Origin of the sequence: Shewanella sp. HL-SH5, assembly GCF_051163755.1 — a bacterium.
GTDB classification, from domain to species: Bacteria; Pseudomonadota; Gammaproteobacteria; order Enterobacterales; family Shewanellaceae; genus Shewanella; species Shewanella glacialimarina.
In genome coordinates, this window is sequence record NZ_CP195038.1 from 2501987 (window position 1) to 2521507 (window position 19521).

The window sequence follows — 19521 nt, forward strand, 5'->3', positions numbered from 1 at the left end:
TGTTGTTTGTGCTTATGGCCTGCGGCCACTAACGTCGCGACGCTTCGTCCACAGAGGGTATCACTACTCCAACGAAAGCTAGCGTGGCATCCATGCCAGGCCCACGGGTTCTCGGAATAAAGAGTCTCGACAATCTCAATTCAAACGGTAAACCGCAGCTTTTTCTTACTGTATTGTTACGAATGAAGCTAAATCGAAGAGACAATAACTCGGGTGCAGATGAGCCAGCGAGTATCCAAAACACGGATGTTTTGGTTAAGCTCACATGGATGTGCGTGCTGCGTCTCGCTGAATTATCTGCACTAGAGCCTGTGGCAGAAAATAAGTCCCCATGAACTGTTGGGCTAGCCAAACTCACAATTAAAACAAACTGATCCCTTGCTGCCCTGCTTGGGCTAAATAGCGTTTATCTACCCATAATCCGATAGCGCCAACTAAGACTTCGTCATAAAACACTAATGGAATATGCTGGCGACGCCAGGGGGGGACATTGCACTCTTGCCACAGCTTCTTTAGCTCACGTGGTTTAACGCGTTGTGAACTGGCAAATTGGGGATGGCATTTAATTGAACCTGTAGCACCAAAACGAATGGTCACTTTACTGCTGGTTAATGGTAAAGCGAGTAAAGGCTTATTAATAAATGTTTCTAGCTTTATAAGGGATTGATGTTGGCCTAAATCCATTAGCAACTCGGTCGCATCGCCGTTTATAATGCTGATAAAACGATCGCTTAGTTGGGCTAATTCTGGCGTATCAAGCTCACCGGTGTTAAGCACATAAGCAACTCCAGCAAAGCGTTTAACTTGATAACTGCCCCATTGAATTGACACATTAGCATCGTCTTTGGCAGCTAACAGTTGTGACAATATCTGCTGTAATTGTGCTTGTGACGGTAAGCTAGCCCCACAGTGAAGTAAATATCCGCGGAACAGTAATGCTTGCCAGGCTTTTGTTAATTGTTCAAAACCTGTGAGCTTAAAGCCACTTGATTCAGTAAGTAATGCATCATCATCGCTTGCTAACACTAGCCATTGGGGTAAGCGATGACTGACTTCATCATCAATAACTTGCTGTTGCTCGGCGCACAAGGCTGCACTTCTGGCTGCGGTTGTGGCGATACTTGGCCAGCGTTGTTTTAAGCGTGGGATAATGTCTAGACGCAGAAAATTACGATCATAACTGTCGTCTTGATTACTTTCATCTTCAATATGGGTCAACTGCTGTTGAAGGGCAAATTGCTCTATTTGATCTCGGCTGATGTCTAATAATGGTCTGACTAACCAAGCTTGCTTATAAGCTTGTATGGCGCCCATTGCACCAAGTCCTTTAGGGCCTTGGCCGCGCTTTAATGCTAGCAATAGCGTTTCGAGTTGATCATCTTGATGATGGGCGGTAAGTAAAATATCACCTGGATTAAGATAACGCTCAAATGCTTGATAACGGGCGTCTCGCGCTTGCGCTTCTAAACTTTGCCTTGGGCCTTTATCAACGCTAACGCGCTCAATTTGTACTGGCAATTGGTAATGCCCTGCACGGGTTATGCAGTGTTGCACCCAGGTATTGGCATTGGCGCTGAGCCCATGATGTATATGAATAAGTAAACAGGCAATGTGTGGATGTTTGTGTGCCAAGGCACTCAGTCCATAGGCTAAGACTTCTGAATCAACCCCGCCACTGTAAGCCAGTACTAACTTAGCCGCGGGGTCACCCTGCACTATAGTCAATTGATAAAGAGGCATTACCGCTTGTTCTAGTAAGCTCAGTAATTGCTCTTTGGTCATGTGCGCTGAAGCTAAACTATTTGAAGCAGGGTTACTCGAAGCTAAGTTATTCGCTGTCATGGTGCACGCCTAGTTAAAGACAATTTTAACATTAGTGGAACCCAGTTGTGTTTCTAGGGCCAGCATCAAATCATCTGATGGATTAACGCGCCATTCATCACCTAGCACTAACCTTCCTGCAGCTGCATTTTTGGTATAATTTATCACTACTGGCACAGCGCCTGATTTCCACGGCATTAGTATTTGCTGAAAATTCGTTAACCATTCGGGCGATAATATATCTGCATGGATATTGAGTTCAACCGCTTTAGCAAAATGGCTTCTTGCTTCACCAATTTCAATGATATTACGGCCATTCATGCGATTGCCACCGGCAAAATCATCATAGCTAACATCACCTTCACAGATTAAAATACGATCTTTTTCAAGTAAATGACCGAATTTTTCAAATGGTTCAGTGAATAACATCACCTCTAAGCGAGCACTTTTATCATCTAATGTCACCAAGCCCATCTTTGAGCCGCGCTTGGTGATCATCACGCGGGTGGCAACCACTAAACCCGCCACTTTGACCGTTTTACCGCGCTCAGTCGGGTGAATGTCTTTTAAGCGAGCTGAAGTATATTGTTTCAACTCAGCTAAATACTGATTAATCGGATGGCCGGTCAAGTACAACCCGAGGGTATCGCGCTCCCCTTCTAACCATATTTTGTCTGGCCAGGGAGTACATTCAACAAAATTTTGCTTATTATCGTCTGGCTCGTCATTAAGCAAACCAAACATATCATGTTGACCGATTTCTTGCGCTTTCGCGTGTTGCGCTGCTGCGCGAATGGCTTCAGGTAATGTGGCCATCATTGAGGCACGATGCGGGCCAAGGTCATCTAATGCACCAGCACAAATCAGTTTTTCGATAACCCGTTTATTGAGTTTTTTTAGATCGATACGGGCACAAAAATCAAATAAATCAATAAAAGGTCCATCTTTGCGCGCTTCAAGAATAGAATCGACTGGGCCTTCACCCACGCCTTTAATCGCACCTATGCCATACACAATATTCAAGTCATCATCAACGGTGAACTTGAATTGACCTTTGTTCACATCGGGCGGAATAAGCGGTAATCCCATGCGCTCGCATTCATCGACCAAGGTAACAATTTTATCTGTGTTATCCATATCAGCCGACATTACCGCGGCCATAAATTGCGCTGGATAATGGGTTTTAAGCCACAATGTTTGGTAAGAAACTAATGCGTAAGCAGCAGAATGTGATTTGTTAAAACCATAACCGGCGAACTTTTCAACCAAGTCGAAAATTTTCATCGACAAGTCGCCGTCAACGCCGTTATTAATCGCACCTTCTTTGAACGTGCCACGCTGCTTAGCCATTTCTTCGGGCTTTTTCTTACCCATAGCTCGGCGAAGCATGTCCGCGCCGCCTAGGGTATAACCCGACAGCACCTGGGCAATCTGCATTACCTGCTCTTGATACAAGATAATGCCGTAGGTCGGTGACAGTAATTCTCTTAACGATTCATGCTGATATTCAGCATCGGGATAAGATACGGCTTCACGACCATGTTTACGTTCGATAAAGTTATCTACCATGCCTGATTGCAAAGGCCCTGGGCGGAAAAGGGCTACCAGTGCAATCATGTCTTCAAAACAATCGGGCTGTAGACGTTTAATCAGATCTTTCATGCCGCGGGATTCTAACTGGAATACTGCGGTGGTTTCATAACGTTGTAATAATTTAAAGCAAGCGGGATCGGCCAGCGGAATCGCTTCGATGCGAACCGGTTCTTTACCTTGTTTGGCTAGGCGCGGATTGATCATCTGCAATGCCCAGTCAATAATGGTTAAAGTACGTAAACCCAAGAAGTCGAACTTAACTAAACCGGCAGTTTCTACGTCATTTTTATCAAACTGAGTGACCGGGTTTAACCCTTCGGCATCACAATATAGTGGTGCAAAGTCCGTAATGCGAGTCGGTGCTATCACCACACCACCGGCATGCTTACCAGCGTTACGCGTCACGCCTTCTAAGCGGCGACACATGTCGATAAGCTCTTTGACATCTTCATCAGCGGCGTAGGCTTCAGGCAGCGCAGGTTCAACTTCAAACGCTTTAGCCAGTGTCATGCCGGGTTCGGCGGGGATCATCTTAGTTAGACGTTCAACAAACCCATATGGATGACCTAATACACGGCCAACATCGCGTACAACCGCTTTAGCCGCCATAGTACCAAAGGTAATAATTTGCGATACCGCTTCACGGCCATACAGCTCGGCTACATGGTCGATAACCTCATCGCGGCGATCCATACAAAAATCGACGTCGAAATCGGGCATGGATACACGTTCAGGGTTTAAGAAACGCTCGAACAGTAAATCATATTCAAGGGGATCTAAATCAGTAATTTTAAGCGCATAAGCGACTAACGATCCCGCACCTGAACCACGACCAGGGCCTACGGGAATGCCTTGATCTTTACCCCACTGAATAAACTCCATCACAATTAAGAAATAACCCGGGAATCCCATTTGGTTGATGACTTTCAGCTCGATTTCTAGGCGCTCATCGTACTCAGGCCTTCTTTGGGCTCTCACGGTTGGATCTGGAAATAAAAACTCAAGACGCTCTTCCAACCCTTTAACTGACGCGGCAACCAAGAAGTCTTCTATTGATAGGTCGCCCGTTGGAAAGTTCGGCAGAAAGTATTCATATAATCTAATGGTAACGTTACAGCGTTTGGCTATTTCGACACTATTGCTAATCGCTGAAGGAATATCTTTAAAAAGCTCACACATTTCATCTTCGCTACGAAGATACTGGGCGTTACTGTAGGTTTTAGGTCGCCTAGGGTCTACTAGGGTATAGCCATCGTGAATAGCGACGCGAATTTCATGCGCTTCAAAATCATCGGCTTTTAAAAACACCACCTGGTTGGTAGCAACTACAGGAATGCCTGTCTTGGCGGCAAGTTCAACCGCCATGTGTAGATAGCGCTCTTCATCTGCACGGTCGGTGCGAATGAGTTCAAGAAAATAGCGATCACTAAAATGCGTTTGATAAAAGTTGACGAGGTCCTCAACTTGGCCTTGGTTGCCTTTTAATAAAGCTTTACCTATATCGCCCTCTTTAGCACCCGATAAAAGTAAAATCCCTTTGTTATAGGTCACAAGCCAGTCTTGATCGATAACGACTCGACCATCAACTTGACCGCGAAGATAGGCTTCACTGATTAACTGGGTGAGGTTTTGGTAACCGTCGTTATCCATTGCAATAATGGTAAGTGCACATAATTCTTTTTCAAAACCAGGCACTCGCATCCAAAAGTCAGCACCGACAATAGGTTTAATACCCACTGCATGTGCGCCACCATAAAACTTCACTAAACCACAAAAGTTATTTTGATCTGTCAATGCGATCGCGGCCATCCCCTGCGCTTCTGCTGCTGCTAAGATAGGTTTCACCTTAGCGACACCATCTGTCATGGAATAGTCACTGTGGACACGCAAATGTACAAAACGAGGATCGGACATAAATAAAATTCTTATTTTTCGAAGGAAAAAAGATACAAACAATGCAGTTGAAATTATTAATCACACTAGTAAACATTCACATTACAGCCAATGCTTATTAAAACGTGGAACTATCGAGATTAACACCTAGAAATAAAGACGGCTAAGATTTAAATGGCTTCATAGCGATATGATTTAAAACATTAGCATCTAGGTAATTACTTTGCCGTGTTAGCTAAACATTCTGCAACCGGTTTAAAGCTTTTTCGATGTTCATCTATGGCACCGAACTTTGCAAGTGCTTCAAAATGTGCTTTTGTAGGATAGCCCTTATGCTTAGCAAACCCATATTGAGGATACTTGGCATCAAGCTCATCCATCTCTTTATCTCGGGTCACTTTAGCAATAATGGATGCAGCACTGATTGCAGCAACTAAGCCATCGCCTTTAATAATTGCATGGGCAGCAATGCCAAAATCAGGTACGCGATTACCATCGACTAATACCCGTTCAGGTACAATATCCAAGCCAGCAACAGCACGTTGCATGGCTAACATGGTCGCTTGTAAAATATTAATTTGATCAATTTCGGTCGGAGTTGCCCGGCCAACACTGACCGCAAGCGCATTGGCTATAATATCTTGATACAGTGAGTTGCGCCGTTTTTCAGTCAATTTTTTAGAATCGCTTAAACCAATTATGGGTTTAGTGGGGTCTAAAATAACCGCGGCGGTAACCACATCTCCCACTAAAGGACCACGGCCAACCTCATCAACACCGGCGACAATACCCTCTGAAATTATCGCCACTTGCTCTGGGGTGATCTGTTTTATCACTTGCGGGAATGTCGACATATTAGTTTGTCCTTGGCTTCAGCAAATTAATGCGCTGGCAATAATGCCACTACAGCATCGGCAGCCCGTTCGCTGGCGTTACATTTAAGTAATTGATGTAACTGCTCAAATTTTGTATTGAGTGGCGCAAAATCTTGATTAAGTTGTTTAATCACCGCATCAGCAATTAACTGCGGCTGGCAATTGGCTTGCATCAGTTCAGGCACAATTGTTTCGTTAGCCAATAAGTTAGGCAGCGAATAGTTTTTGATTTTCATCATGCGAATAGCAATGGCATAAGTAATAGGGCTAACGCGGTAAGACACCACCATAGGGCGCTTGACCAACATAGCTTCTAATGTAGCGGTACCTGATGCTAATAAAATGCAATCAGCCGCAGCCATCACTTCCCTTGAATGCCCCTCAATAAGTTCAACCTCTAAATCTGGCGCATGTTCAGCCAATGCGGCTAAAAACTGTTGCCGACGCGCTTCATTAACTAATGGGGTAACAAACTTTATATCGGGAAAATGCTGCTTAACTAACATTGCCGCTTTAACGAATGGCTCAGCGAGTTGCTTTAACTCCCCTCCACGAGACCCGGGTAAAACCGCCAAATACTCTGCATCAGGGTCTAAATTAAGTAACTTACGTGCTGACGCTTTATCGCTTTTGAGCGGAATATCATCCGCTAAAGTATGACCAACAAACGTACAGGGTACGTTATGCTCATCATAAAAGGCTTTTTCAAATGGCAGTAAGGACAACACCATATTAGTGGCTTTGGCGATTTTAAAGACCCGTTTAGGACGCCATGCCCATACTGAAGGGCTAACATAGTGAACTGTTTTGATGCCTTTATTTTTGAGTTTAAGCTCAAGGCCAATATTAAAGTCAGGCGCGTCAATACCAATAAAGCAATCAGGCTTGATAACGGTAATCTTATCTATCAAAGTAGCACGCACTTTCAATAACCGTGGCAATCGTGATAGCACTTCAACAATGCCCATCACCGCTAATTCTTCAATCGAAAACCAAGACTGAAAACCTAACTTTTCCATGCGAGGTCCACCAATGCCTACAAACTGCGCATCTGGATAGCGTTGCTGCAAGGATTTGATTAAACCTGCACCTAAAATATCGCCGGAGATTTCTCCGGCGACCATGGCAAATATACGGGGTTTTGAATCGTTCATTAGATCACTTAACGAATAATGCCACGGGAAGAGTTAGTAATAAAATCAACCATGGCTTGAACATGAGGATCATTGTCAGCATCAGGTTTTATTTCAGCTAATGCTTCTTCAATAGTTAAATTTTTACGGTATAAGGCTTTATAAGTACGACGTATAGCATGTTGGGTTTCTTTACTAAAGCCACGACGTTTTAAACCTTCAACATTTAATCCACGAGGAATAGCTGGGCTGCCAGCGGCCATTACAAAAGGCGGCACATCTTGGAAAATAGTTGATGAACCAGCAGTAAATGCATGGGCTCCAATATGCACAAATTGATGCACACCTGTCATGCCACCTAAAATAACATGATCATGTACATGGACATGGCCTGCTATAGAGGCATTATTAGCCATAATGACATGGTTACCGACTACACAGTCATGTGCGACATGCACATAAGCCATTAACAAGTTATTCGACCCTATGCGAGTCTCGCTATTATCTTGTACCGTACCACGATGGATGGTGACAGATTCACGGATAATATTGTTATCACCCATGATTAGACGAGTCGGTTCGCCTGCATATTTTTTATCTTGGCATTCTTCACCTACAGAGGCGAATTGAAAGATACGGTTGCCTTTACCGATAACCGATGGGCCTTTGATAACAACATGCGAACTAATCCAAGTATCGTCGCCGATTTCTACATCTGCGCCAATATAACTCCAAGGTCCAATGGTGACATTGTTACCAATTTTGGCGTCTGGATGAACGAAAGCTAATTTATCTATCACGTTTGAATCTCTCTTCGGGCACACATAATTTCAGCAGAACACACCACGACTCCATCAACGCGTGCTTCGCCTTCAAATACACCAATTCCGCGGCGCTCTTTAATCATCTTCACATGAAAATGGATTTGATCACCTGGCTCAACAACACGTTTAAAACGCGCTTTGTCGATACCTGCAAAGTAATACAACACATTCGGTGATGGCTCTGTACTCATGGTTTTAAATGCTAATAGGCCTGTGGCCTGCGCCATAGCCTCTAAAATCAATACACCTGGCATAACAGGTGCTACAGGGAAATGACCTTGAAAAAATGGTTCATTTATTGTTACGTTTTTCATCGCGTGTAGATAGTCACCAACGGCGTAGTCTAACACCCGGTCAATCAATAAAAATGGATATCTATGGGGAAGATACTTAAGGATTTCTTTAATATCCATAGTGTTTAATTCGTTCGACACTCTTGTTTCCTTAACAGGTTCAATGAGAGGTTTAGTATGACAGTTAATCTTATTTTTGCGTATTCTCAAGTTGTTTAACTCGAGCAAACAATTCATCTAACTGACGGAAGCGCACGGTATTGCGTCGCCATAACTTATTTTCCATTGCTATCGTAGCAGAAGAATATACACCTTTTTCACGGATAACACTGGTCACATTAGTACCACCCGAGATGTGTACGCCATCAGCGATACTTATATGGCCAGAAACACCACAACCACCACCAATAATACAATATTTACCTATCGTCGAACTGCCGGCAATAATGGTCCCGCCAGCAATAGCTGTGTTTTGACCAATCACCACGTTATGGGCAATTTGAACTTGGTTGTCAATAATAACACCGTCATGAATCTCAGTGTGCGATAACGCACCTCGGTCAACACTGGTTGAAGCACCTATCTCGACGCGATTACCAATTCTAACCCCCCTGTTTGAGGGATTTTAATCCAATTACCCTTCTCGTTGGCATAACCAAAGCCATCAGAGCCAATAACCGATGCGGAATGAATAGTACAGTCGGTACCAATATGGACATTATGGTATAGAGTCACATTAGCCCATAGGCAGCTATTTTGACCAATAATGCTAGACTCGCCAACCACAGAGCCAGGACCTATTTGCACATTATCACTTAAAATAACATTGGCACCAATCACAGCATTTGCGCCAATTGACACATTTTCACCGAGTTTAGCACTCGCATCTATTTGTGCACTTGGATGAATACCAACAGCCGCTTTAGGCGAGGTATCAAGTAATTGTGCCACACGCGCAAAACCGACATAAGGGTCAGCAACAATAATTGCTGTCCCTTTATAATCTGCTGCATCTTTTTCAGTAAGCAATACCGCACTCGCTTGAGTTGCCTCAAGTTGAGCACGATACTTACTGTTGGCTAAAAAAGATAATTGGCCTTCTATTGCATCTTCTAAAGTGGCTACACTCATCACAATTTGGGTATCATCACCGCGAACTGTGGCATTTAGCAGTTGGCCAATTTCTTTTAAAGTCACTTGTTGCATAGTGTTTCTCGCCTTAAATTCGGGCTTATTTACCTTTACTTAACGCTTCAACCACTTTACCGCTAATATCAGCGTCTGGCTTAACAAAAATAACTGCACCGCGTTGTAATACCATGTCATATTTTTTCTTTCTCAGCAATGGTATTAATCGCTTTTTGAACTTGTACTAACAGTTTATTTTGCTCTTCCCCCTGACGACGACGCATGTCTTCGTCAAGCGCTTTACCTTTTAATTGAAACTCAGACTTTAGCGATTCCATTTTACGAACCATTTCAGTCTTTTGAGTCTCACTCATTAACGCACCATCACGTTGCTGCTTTTCAACCAATGAACGCATTTCTTCCTGCATTTTTTGGACTTGAGCAACACGATCACCAAATTCAGCTTTTAATGATTTTGAGATTTGTTCACGTTGTGGCAATTGTTCAAATACTTCGCCCATATCCACTACAGCAATGTTTTCAGCGTGCGCCATGATTGGTGCAGCTAAAAAAGCTAATGTCACTAATGCGCGATTTACCATCTTTTTCAAAGTAGACTCCTTGTTAATAAATACTTGTTCAGCAAAGCCTGCTGAGTTTATTTGTTTTAGAACGTTTTGCCAATATTGAACGAGAAAATCTCTGGTTCATCATCTTCGTATTCTTTCAGCGGCCATGCCAAACTAAAGACCATTGGGCCCATAGGAGACAACCATTGCACACTCATCCCCCATGAAGCACGAAGACGAGCAGGATCACTGTAATCTTCAAGCTTATTAAACTCTTCTGATGGAAGATTTCGATAAGATTCATAGTCAAACTCGGTATCCCACACGTTACCTGCATCAACAAAGAAACTGGTACGAACAGAATTGGTATAAGCTTCATCAAGGAATGGAGTAGGAACAATTAACTCCATACTGGCTGTTGCGATGGCATTACCACCGATAGAGCGGCCCTGGTTAACATAAATTTCATTAGGCTCTCCAGGTAAGCTACAGCCATCACCTGAAGCATCTGGAGCACATGACTCACTGCCACGCACTAAATAGAAAGATCTAGGACCAACAGAGTTGGATTTAAAACCACGTAATGAACTACTGCCACCTGAGTAATAGTTTTCCCAAAACGGTAGAATTTGATCGTTATCATCAAACTGTCCATAGCCGTTGGCATAGCCTAAACGTGCGCGAGTCAAAAATACAAAACTGTGGGTACGCGTTAATGGAAAGTAGAAGTTAGTATCAAAATCAGTTTTAAAATATTGTAGATCTGACCCAGGTACTGTCATTTTACCATTTAAGCGCTGTGACGAACCATCCGTTGGGAAGGTACCGCGGTTTAAGGTACTTCTAAACCAACCGCCATTTAACTCAAAATTATCAAACGCTAAATCGGCATTTGGATCTTGACTGTCACGATAAACATTATAAAAACGTAATGCCTGCTCGTAAGCAGAGATTTCAGAAATGGCGTTATGACGGTAACCAATACCACCGTTTAAGCGATTATATTCATTAATCGGAAAACCTGAATTTAACGCGACACCATAAGACTTGTTCTTGTAGGCCTCTAAGTTTGCTTCATTTGCATCAAACTCGCTCCAGTAAACACTGCCCCCTAAACTCACACCATCTTTAGTAAAATAAGGGTCAGTAAAGGAAAGATTAGCGCTTTTTGAATACTTGTTTGTGTTAACACTTACACCAGCTTGATTACCTGTACCAAGAAAGTTGTTTTGCTCAACACCAAACTGCAAGCTTATACCAGATTCAGTACCATAGCCTACACCAGCATTAAACGAGCCTGATGGCTGCTCTTTCACCGACACAGCCACATCGACTAAATCATCACTGCCAGGGACTTGTATTGTCTCAGTATCAACTGTCTCGAAATAACCTAAACGATTCAAACGTGCTTTGGACTGCTCAATTTGAGCGGAATTCAACCAAGCACCTTCCATTTGACGTAACTCGCGGCGCATGACTTCATCTTTTGTGACTGTGTTACCGGTGAAGTTAATTGAGCGAACATAAACACGTTTACCTGGCTGAACATTGACATTTAAGACAACTTCTTTATTTTCATCGTCAATTTCTGGGTATATTTTCACTTCTGGATAAGCATAACCAAAACGGCCAAGGTACTTACTGTACATTTCTTCGGTGTATGTCACATCCGCACCGTTATACATACTGCCAGCTTTAAGCGGCAATATTGCATTCATTAGCTCTTCTCGGCCCATTAAATCGCCGGTGAGATTGACTTCTTTAATTTTATATTTTTCGCCTTCATCGACGTTGATCGTAATGTAGAGTCCTTTACGATCAGGAGTCATAGCAACTTGCGTTGAAGTCACATCAAAACGAATATAACCTTGATTGTGGTAATAAGTTTTAATGGTTTCTAAGTCAGCTTGTAACTTTTGTTTTTGATAGCGACGTTCACCAAATAAATCCCACCATGCAACAAAGTCTTTCAACTCAAGCATGCTAATCAACTCAGAGTCAGTGAAAACCGTGTTACCAACCACGTTAATTTGACGAATTTCAGCCGCTAGACCTTCGGTAAAATTAAACTGCAACTCCACTCGATTCCGCGGTAAGTTAACAATTTGAGCTTCAACTTTTGCGCCGTACTTACCGACACCATAGTAGAAATCTTGTAAGCCCTTTTCGATGCCTGATAACATTGTGCGGTCTAAAGACTCACCAATTTTGACACCAGAACCATCAAGACTCTCTTGAAGCTGCTCATCTTTAATATCTTTGTTACCTTCAAACGTCACCGCACTAATCGTCGGGCGCTCTTTAACGGTAACGTACAACACGCCATTTTCATGACTGACATTAATGGTTTCGAAATTAGTCGAACCATATAAGCTTTTTATCGCCTGTTGTATTTTAACTTGATCAACTGTGTCACCGACTTTAACCGGTAAGTTTAACAATGCAGCTCCTAATGCTACACGCTGTAGACCTTCAACTTGAATGTCTGTGACTTCAAATGGTTGGAATGTATTTGCCCAACCGCTTCCCGCATAAGACGCACCGACGAATAACATCGAGGCAAAAATTTTATTCAATCTCATAGAGCACTTCTAATTATTTGTCTGTCCTGCTCAGAGTCGGGCAAAATCGTTGAAAAGCGCTACGCTCATCAACATTAGCAGCAAAGCTGCGCCGAACCTGAATCCAATTTCCTGTACCTTTTCAGGCACAGGCCTACCCGTAATCACTTCAATAAAGTAATACAGCAAGTGTCCACCATCTAGCACAGGTAAAGGCATTAAGTTAATAATGCCTAAGTTAACGCTAATTAGTGCGATAAACCCAAGAAAGTACACCAATCCGTAATTTGCACTGGCTCCTGCACCTTGCGCAATCGAAATGGGACCACTTAAGTTTTTCACCGACACATCGCCGGTAAATAATTTGCCGATCATTTTGAAACTAACCACCACTAGCTGCCACGTTTTATCAGCTGCGGCGGAGACGGAATCTATCATGCCATATTGTAACTCAAAGCGCATATTTTCAGGCCACTGCGCCGCGGTAGGACTAACGCCTATAATACCAATGACGTCACCGCTATCATTTTTTTGAGCTTGAGGAACAACTTCAACTAAACGCTGCTCACCTGCCCGCTCAATTAACATAGCTATTGGTTTATTGGCTGACGTTTGTATCACATCAACAAACGCATTCCAATCTTTGTAATCTTGTTGATTAATACTTAAAATTCGATCGCCAAGCATTAAACCAGAAATTTGTGCTGCGCTGCCATCACTTATGGCGGCTATAACGGGCTCAATACCAGGTCTAAATATACCTAAGCCTATAGCGGTAATGGGTGACTCTTTCTCTGGATCAAATTGCCATTGACTAATATCTAATTCGTAAGTAGTTCCAGCGACCTCGCCCCCTTCCAATCGAGATAATGGTGCAAGCGTAATATCGACTTGCTCATTACCTATGTGGCCCACCAAGGCTAAGTTGACTTCTTCCCAATTGCGTACCTTCTGCCCAGAAACGGCAATTATTTGTTGCGGTTCTGACAGTTGAATAATCGCAGCAGGAGAATTTGCTTTAGTGGTATCAATGACGGGTTTAACTGACGGCACACCGATTAAGTACATGCCATAAAGTGCAATTATTGCAAAAATAAAATTAGCCATAGGACCGGCTGCCACAATCGCAATGCGTTGCCATACATTTTTGCGATTAAATGCTTGGTCAAGCATTTCCTCTGGTACGGTATCAACCCGTTCATCGAGCATTTTGACATACCCACCTAATGGGATCATTGCCACCACATACTCTGTGCCATCTTTACCGACTTTACGCCAAATAGCTTTACCAAAACCTATAGAGAATTTTTCGACTTTCACGCCACACTTACGTGCAACCCAAAAGTGGCCATATTCATGAACGGTAATTAAAATGCCTAAAGCGACAATAAACGAACCTAAATTCCAAAAAAAATCGAACATCTTGCTCCTGATTACGCCAAGGTTTTTATCGCTAACATCGCTTGTGTTCTTGCTTCGCCGTCGAGGCGAATAATATCTTCAATTGAATTCAATGCCGCGGGACTGACTGAAACAAGGCACTGTTCATTTATTATTGCGATATCTGTAAATTTAATTCTACCTTGTAAAAAAGCTTCTACCGCAATTTCATTAGCGGCGTTTAACACTGTTGTCGACTCTTGGCCTTGTTTACATGCATCAATCGCTAACTTTAAACAAGGGAAACGATTAAAATCAGCTTCAAAGAAACTTAACTGTCCGACTTTGAAAAAATCTAAAGGTTCAACTCCAGCCGAAATTCTTTGCGGATAGCTCATACAATGAGCAATCGGCGTACGCATATCAGGATTACCCATCTGCGCGATAACGGAGCCATCTTTATATTGCACCATTGAGTGAATAACGCTTTGGGGATGGATAACTACTTTTAACTGTTCTGGACGAGTATTAAACAGCCAGCGCGCTTCGATATACTCTAACCCTTTGTTCATCATTGAAGCTGAATCAACGGAGATTTTTCGTCCCATTGACCAATTGGGGTGGTTACAAGCTTGCTCTGGACTCATGTGAGGAAATGACGCTAAATCTGCAGTTAAGAACGGACCGCCTGAGCCTGTTAATAAAATATGTGAAATCCCTTCTCCAGCAATATCGCAATAACCTAAATTAGCTTGCACAGCTTCAGGCATACACTGAAAAATAGCATTATGTTCGCTGTCTACGGGTAATATTGTCGCCCCTGATGTCTTTGCGGTGTGCATAAAGAGTTGACCAGACATGACCAGCGCTTCTTTATTCGCTAGTAGCACCCGTTTGCCCGCTTTTACTGCTGCAAAGGTTGATACAAGCCCAGCTGCGCCGACAATTGCAGCCATAACAGTATGCACTTCTTGGCTGGTCACCAATCCAATCAAATCTTGCTCTGATGTGGTGACAATGGTTTTGCACCAAGCAGGTAAAGATGCTTTGAGTTTTACAGCGGCCTGCTGATTAACCATGTGAGCATAAACAGGTTGATGAGTCACACATAAAGCATGCATTTTCTCAACACTAGAATTGGCAACTAAGGCGTAAACACAAAACTTGTCAGGATTTGTTGCTATTACACTTAAGGTACTTGCGCCAATAGAGCCCGTTGCGCCAAGGATAACCATATTTTGCATCAAAATTACATCCACATCGCAATGTAAATGAGCGTGAATACAGGCAATGCAGCAGTTAGGCTATCAATTCTATCCAAAATACCACCGTGACCAGGCAAGATACTGCCTGAATCTTTAATTTCTGCCACACGTTTAAACATACTTTCAGATAAATCACCAAATGCAGAGGCTAATGCGGTAATAAGGGTCACCACAACTAACAGTCCGACCTCTTGCTCAGGAGAAACATACATCACAGCAGCAACGATTAACATAGTGGTTAACAATCCACCGGCTAAACCCTCTAAGGTTTTTGCTGGACTGACGCTTGGCATCAACTTATGTTTACCTAAAGTGCGCCCAGCAAAATAAGCGCCGGTATCGGTTGCCCAAACCACTAGCATGACAATAAACACTAACCAACCACCAAAATAAGGCTCAGCATGACTGCTTAATGACTTGAGAGCGATTAAGGACACAAAGCAAGGGATCAACGTCAATTGGCCAAACATGGATTTAAACATGTGGCTATCGCGCCAGAATTTAGCACTTTTAGGAAAACTAACCACCAAGATAGTGCTGAATACCCACCAGACAACACCAATACTGATAATCGCTAAAAACATTGGATTAATATGACCTTTAAACCAAAGACTGTCGGCAGGAAACATTACATTAATGACGACCAGTAAAATGGTAACAGTGACGGTAAATGACCACTGGGTAACATTACACTCCTTATCAATAAATCGGCCCCATTCTTTTGCTGCAATCGCAAAGATGGGAACTAAACACCACGCAAAATAAACCGTAGGTACCCAGAAAATACCGGCTAATACTAGTGGGATTAAACAAAGTGCTGTTATTATTCGTTGTTTTAGCAAAAAAATAATCCTTTTAAAAATTATAGCGTACGTATTTCTTCGATTTGACTTCCGGTCAGACCAAAACGACGCTGGCGGCTGGCAAACATTGCCAGTGCATGATGAAAAGCTTTCTCATCAAAATCAGGCCACAGTGTTTCAGTGAACACGAGTTCAGCATAGGCGGCCTGCCATAAAATAAAATTACTGATGCGGTAATCACCGCCTGTTCTTATCATTAAATCAACTTCGCTTTGATTTTGCATGCACAAATGTTGATTTAATGCCTCTTCGGTCATCTGACTGCTGCTGATTTCGCCACTTTCGACTTTTTCGGCTAACTTTTGAGCTGCTTGCATGATATCCCAGCGCCCGCCATAGTTTGCAGCAACATTTAAAACAAGACCTTTGTTGTGTTTAGTTTTGTCTTGAGCTTGTCCAATTTGAGTTTGTAATCTAGCAGAGAATCGACTGATGTCACCAATAATATTAAGTCGAACTTGGTTTTTATCCAGACGTTTAATTTCACGTTGTAATACGCTAAAAAAAAGTTCCATCAACAAACTGACTTCTTTATCGGGTCTACGCCAATTTTCACTCGAAAAGGCAAATAAAGTGAGTGATTCTATGCCTAATTGACTCGCTGCACTGACAATACGTCTTACCGCTTTAACGCCGGCTTTATGGCCCACCACTCTTGGCATGCCTTTGTTTTGTGCCCAGCGGCCATTACCATCCATGATAATAGCAACGTGTTTAGGCAAAGACTGCCTAACGATGTCAGATAATTGTCCAGGTAAACACTCTGATGAAGCTAAGTCAGAAGGTAAAGCAATACCTGATCCGTAATCATTTGTAGATGACATTAACAACAACCCTATAAAAAACAAACGCCGTGTAGTATACACTTACACGGCGTATTAACTCTAGCGTTGAACGCTGAAGTTTAAACTTCCATTAGCTCTTTTTCTTTCGCGGCTAAAAGTTGGTCAACCTGCTTAATAGCAGTATCGGTGAACTTTTGCACACTGTCTTCACTGCGGCGCACATCGTCTTCAGTGCAGTCTTTGGCTTTTTCAAGTTTTTTCACTTCAGTAATTGCATCACGACGAACGTTACGAATAGCAATACGACCATTTTCAGCTTCGTTGCGTACCACTTTGATAAAGTCTTTACGACGCTCTTCAGTTAGCGCAGGAAGCGGTATACGCATTGATGTGCCTGCTGTCATAGGGTTTAAACCCAGATCAGAAGACATGATGGCTTTCTCTACGGCTTGTACTAATGTTTGGTCAAACACTGTCACGTTAAGCGTACGAGAGTCTTCAATACCAATGTTCGCCACTTGCTTAAGAGGGGTCATCGAACCGTAGTAAGAAACTTGAATAGAATCTAAAAGGCTAGGATGAGCACGACCAGTTCGTACTTTAGCCATTTGATTTTTACTTGCATCAACACATTTTCCCATGCGCTCTTGCGCATCTAACATAATTGTTTCAATCACAATAATTTCCTTTTTTCACAAATATTTTTTGAGCTGATAGATAAAGAATGACACAGACATTAGATCAGCTCAAATAAGGATTGCACTCTATTTAATGCAATAATGAAGTTATTTTGGGCTACTATTTTTTTGACTACTAATAATAGTGCCTTCACCTTCGCCCATAATCACGCGTCGAAGTGCGCCTGGCTTGTTCATGTTAAACACTAAAATAGGTATATCGTGATCACGCGCCATTGTAAATGCTGCAAGGTCCATTATCTTAAATTCGGACTCTAACACTTCAGCATAAGTGAGCGAATCATACTTAACCGCTTCAGGGTTTTTCATTGGGTCCGCAGAGTAAACACCGTCAACTTTGGTCCCTTTTAAGACCACTTCTGCTTCAATTTCAATGCCGCGTAGGCAAGCAGCAGAATCGGTAGTACAAAATGGGTTACCTGTACCCGCGGCGAAAATCACTACTCGGCCAGACTTAAGTAAACTAATCGCCTCAGCCCAGTTGTAATCATCACAAACACCCTTTAACGGAATGGCTGACATGAGACGCGCATTGACATAAGCACGGTGAAGCGCATCACGCATCGCTAAACCATTCATGACTGTTGCCAACATTCCCATGTGATCACCCACTACACGATTCATGCCTGCTTGCGCAAGACCTTCACCCCGGAATAGATTACCACCACCAATAACCACACCAACTTGAATACCTAACTCAACCAGCTCTTTTACTTCTTGAGCCATACGATCAAGTACTTTAGGGTCGATGCCGAAGCCTTCTTCGCCCATTAATGCTTCACCGCTTAATTTAAGCAGAATACGTCTAAACGCAGGTTTTGGATTGGTGCTCATAATTTTGATCCTGATCATAACAAGACCGCAGCGATTGCTGCGGTCTTAGGGTCTTTTAAAGAAAAAGCGATTACGCCTTTTTAGTGGCAGCGATTTGTGCAGCTACTTCAGCAGCAAAATCTTCTTGTTTCTTTTCAATACCTTCACCAACTTCTAAACGAATGAAGTTAGTTACTGTCGCTTTTTTCTCTTTAAGAACTTCGCCAACAGTTTTCTTTGGTTCCATGATGTAAGCTTGACCAGTAAGAGAGATCTCACCAGTAAACTTCTTCATACGACCAACAACCATCTTCTCAGCGATTTCTTGTGGCTTGCCTTCGTTCATGGCGATTTCTACTTGTAGAGCTTGCTCTCTTTCAACAAGTTCTGCAGGTACATCTTCAGGATTAACGAATTCAGGCTTAGAAGCAGCAACGTGCATTGCGATATGCTTTAATGTTTCTTCATCAGCTTCACCAGTAACCACAACACCGATACGGTCGCCGTGACGGTAAGAAGCTAAGTTAGCACCATCGATGTACTCAACGCGACGAATGTTGATGTTTTCACCAATTTTAGTCACTAGTGCAACACGTGTTTCTTCAAACTGTGCTTTTAAGTCTTCGATAGTCACTTTTGATGCAGCAGCAACATCTAGTACTGCGTTAGCAAATCCTAGGAAGTTTGAGTCTTTTGCAACGAAGTCAGTTTGACAGTTAACTTCTAATAGCGCAGCGAAACCTTCGCCATTCTTAATTAGAATTGCACCGTCAGCAGCGATGTTACCCGCTTTTTTAGCAGCTTTAGCAGCGCCACTTTTACGCATGTTATCAATCGCTAGCTCGATGTCACCGTCAGTTTCAGTCAGTGCATTCTTACAGTCCATCATGCCAGCGCCAGTGCGGTCACGAAGTTCTTTAACTTGGGCAGCAGTAATCGCCATTGTTAAATCCTCTAATTTAGTTGGTCTAATTTTACATTATAAAACAGGGGCCATTAGGCCCCTGCTCACCAATTTTTTATTGGC

14 protein-coding genes and 2 pseudogenes are annotated in these 19521 nt (G+C 42.8%); all 16 read right to left on the reverse strand.

Annotation, left to right across the window (positions count from 1 at the left end):
• Positions 1-360 precede the first annotated feature (360 nt).
• The 16 genes and pseudogenes from tilS to tsf all read right to left on the reverse strand — a co-directional run bounded on the left by tilS (position 361) and on the right by tsf (position 19437).
• Complete coding sequence (gene tilS, locus ACRWQM_RS10935) at positions 361-1842, reverse strand: tRNA lysidine(34) synthetase TilS (RefSeq protein WP_434930012.1); 1482 nt, start codon at positions 1840-1842, stop codon at positions 361-363.
• A 9-nt stretch (positions 1843-1851) separates the two neighbouring features.
• A complete protein-coding gene (gene dnaE / locus ACRWQM_RS10940; RefSeq protein ID WP_434925830.1) occupies positions 1852-5328 on the reverse strand; it encodes a DNA polymerase III subunit alpha in 3477 nt (1158 codons plus the stop codon).
• Between the two features lie 197 nt (positions 5329-5525).
• Entirely contained in the window at positions 5526-6161 is a 636-nt protein-coding gene (rnhB, locus tag ACRWQM_RS10945; RefSeq protein ID WP_434930013.1) for a ribonuclease HII, read from the reverse strand.
• A gap of 26 nt (positions 6162-6187) precedes the next feature.
• Positions 6188-7336: a lipid-A-disaccharide synthase gene (gene lpxB, locus ACRWQM_RS10950; RefSeq protein WP_434930014.1), complete on the reverse strand. Its 1149-nt coding sequence runs from the start codon at positions 7334-7336 to the stop codon at positions 6188-6190.
• Between the two features lie 8 nt (positions 7337-7344).
• On the reverse strand, positions 7345-8115 hold the full coding sequence (lpxA, locus tag ACRWQM_RS10955) for an acyl-ACP--UDP-N-acetylglucosamine O-acyltransferase (RefSeq protein WP_434925827.1): 771 nt from the start codon (positions 8113-8115) through the stop codon (positions 7345-7347).
• On the reverse strand, positions 8112-8573 hold the full coding sequence (gene fabZ / locus ACRWQM_RS10960) for a 3-hydroxyacyl-ACP dehydratase FabZ (protein WP_226410296.1): 462 nt from the start codon (positions 8571-8573) through the stop codon (positions 8112-8114). Before fabZ ends, lpxA begins: the two co-directional genes overlap by 4 nt.
• A gap of 49 nt (positions 8574-8622) precedes the next feature.
• A pseudogene (gene lpxD / locus ACRWQM_RS10965) lies at positions 8623-9638 on the reverse strand (UDP-3-O-(3-hydroxymyristoyl)glucosamine N-acyltransferase).
• Between the two features lie 25 nt (positions 9639-9663).
• Positions 9664-10162, reverse strand: a pseudogene (locus ACRWQM_RS10970) (OmpH family outer membrane protein).
• 65 nt (positions 10163-10227) lie between these two features.
• Complete coding sequence (gene bamA, locus ACRWQM_RS10975) at positions 10228-12711, reverse strand: outer membrane protein assembly factor BamA (RefSeq protein ID WP_434930015.1); 2484 nt, start codon at positions 12709-12711, stop codon at positions 10228-10230.
• Positions 12712-12741: 30 nt separating this feature from the next.
• Positions 12742-14112 carry a sigma E protease regulator RseP gene (gene rseP, locus ACRWQM_RS10980; protein ID WP_434930016.1) on the reverse strand — a complete coding sequence of 457 codons (1371 nt, stop codon included), beginning with the start codon at positions 14110-14112 and terminating at the stop codon, positions 12742-12744.
• An 11-nt stretch (positions 14113-14123) separates the two neighbouring features.
• Positions 14124-15314, reverse strand: a complete 1191-nt coding sequence (gene ispC, locus ACRWQM_RS10985) for a 1-deoxy-D-xylulose-5-phosphate reductoisomerase (protein ID WP_434930017.1) — start codon at positions 15312-15314, stop codon at positions 14124-14126.
• A gap of 5 nt (positions 15315-15319) precedes the next feature.
• Positions 15320-16177 carry a phosphatidate cytidylyltransferase gene (locus ACRWQM_RS10990; protein ID WP_226410301.1) on the reverse strand — a complete coding sequence of 286 codons (858 nt, stop codon included), beginning with the start codon at positions 16175-16177 and terminating at the stop codon, positions 15320-15322.
• Between the two features lie 20 nt (positions 16178-16197).
• The gene (locus ACRWQM_RS10995) at positions 16198-17022 is read right to left on the reverse strand and encodes an isoprenyl transferase (RefSeq protein ID WP_434930018.1); all 825 of its coding nucleotides are present in this window, start codon (positions 17020-17022) and stop codon (positions 16198-16200) included.
• Between the two features lie 80 nt (positions 17023-17102).
• Positions 17103-17645 (reverse strand): ribosome recycling factor, encoded by a 543-nt coding sequence (frr, locus tag ACRWQM_RS11000; RefSeq protein ID WP_226415966.1) that lies wholly within the window; start codon positions 17643-17645, stop codon positions 17103-17105.
• Between the two features lie 123 nt (positions 17646-17768).
• Positions 17769-18515 (reverse strand): UMP kinase, encoded by a 747-nt coding sequence (pyrH, locus tag ACRWQM_RS11005; RefSeq protein ID WP_434925824.1) that lies wholly within the window; start codon positions 18513-18515, stop codon positions 17769-17771.
• Between the two features lie 70 nt (positions 18516-18585).
• Positions 18586-19437 (reverse strand): translation elongation factor Ts, encoded by an 852-nt coding sequence (tsf, locus tag ACRWQM_RS11010; RefSeq protein ID WP_434925823.1) that lies wholly within the window; start codon positions 19435-19437, stop codon positions 18586-18588.
• Between the last annotated feature and the right edge of the window lie 84 nt (positions 19438-19521).

What these genes read in the sequence shown, in the direction of transcription:
- rseP (WP_434930016.1), bottom strand. Translation starts at nt 14,112, where the DNA reads ATGTTCGATTTTTTTTGGAATTTAGGTTCGTTTATTGTCGCTTTAGGC.
- ispC (WP_434930017.1), bottom strand. Translation starts at nt 15,314, where the DNA reads ATGCAAAATATGGTTATCCTTGGCGCAACGGGCTCTATTGGCGCAAGT.
- dnaE (WP_434925830.1), bottom strand. Translation starts at nt 5,328, where the DNA reads ATGTCCGATCCTCGTTTTGTACATTTGCGTGTCCACAGTGACTATTCC.
- rnhB (WP_434930013.1), bottom strand. Translation starts at nt 6,161, where the DNA reads ATGTCGACATTCCCGCAAGTGATAAAACAGATCACCCCAGAGCAAGTG.
- ACRWQM_RS10995 (WP_434930018.1), bottom strand. Translation starts at nt 17,022, where the DNA reads ATGTCATCTACAAATGATTACGGATCAGGTATTGCTTTACCTTCTGAC.
- tilS (WP_434930012.1), bottom strand. Translation starts at nt 1,842, where the DNA reads ATGACAGCGAATAACTTAGCTTCGAGTAACCCTGCTTCAAATAGTTTA.
- pyrH (WP_434925824.1), bottom strand. Translation starts at nt 18,515, where the DNA reads ATGAGCACCAATCCAAAACCTGCGTTTAGACGTATTCTGCTTAAATTA.
- frr (WP_226415966.1), bottom strand. Translation starts at nt 17,645, where the DNA reads ATGTTAGATGCGCAAGAGCGCATGGGAAAATGTGTTGATGCAAGTAAA.
- bamA (WP_434930015.1), bottom strand. Translation starts at nt 12,711, where the DNA reads ATGAGATTGAATAAAATTTTTGCCTCGATGTTATTCGTCGGTGCGTCT.
- tsf (WP_434925823.1), bottom strand. Translation starts at nt 19,437, where the DNA reads ATGGCGATTACTGCTGCCCAAGTTAAAGAACTTCGTGACCGCACTGGC.
- lpxB (WP_434930014.1), bottom strand. Translation starts at nt 7,336, where the DNA reads ATGAACGATTCAAAACCCCGTATATTTGCCATGGTCGCCGGAGAAATC.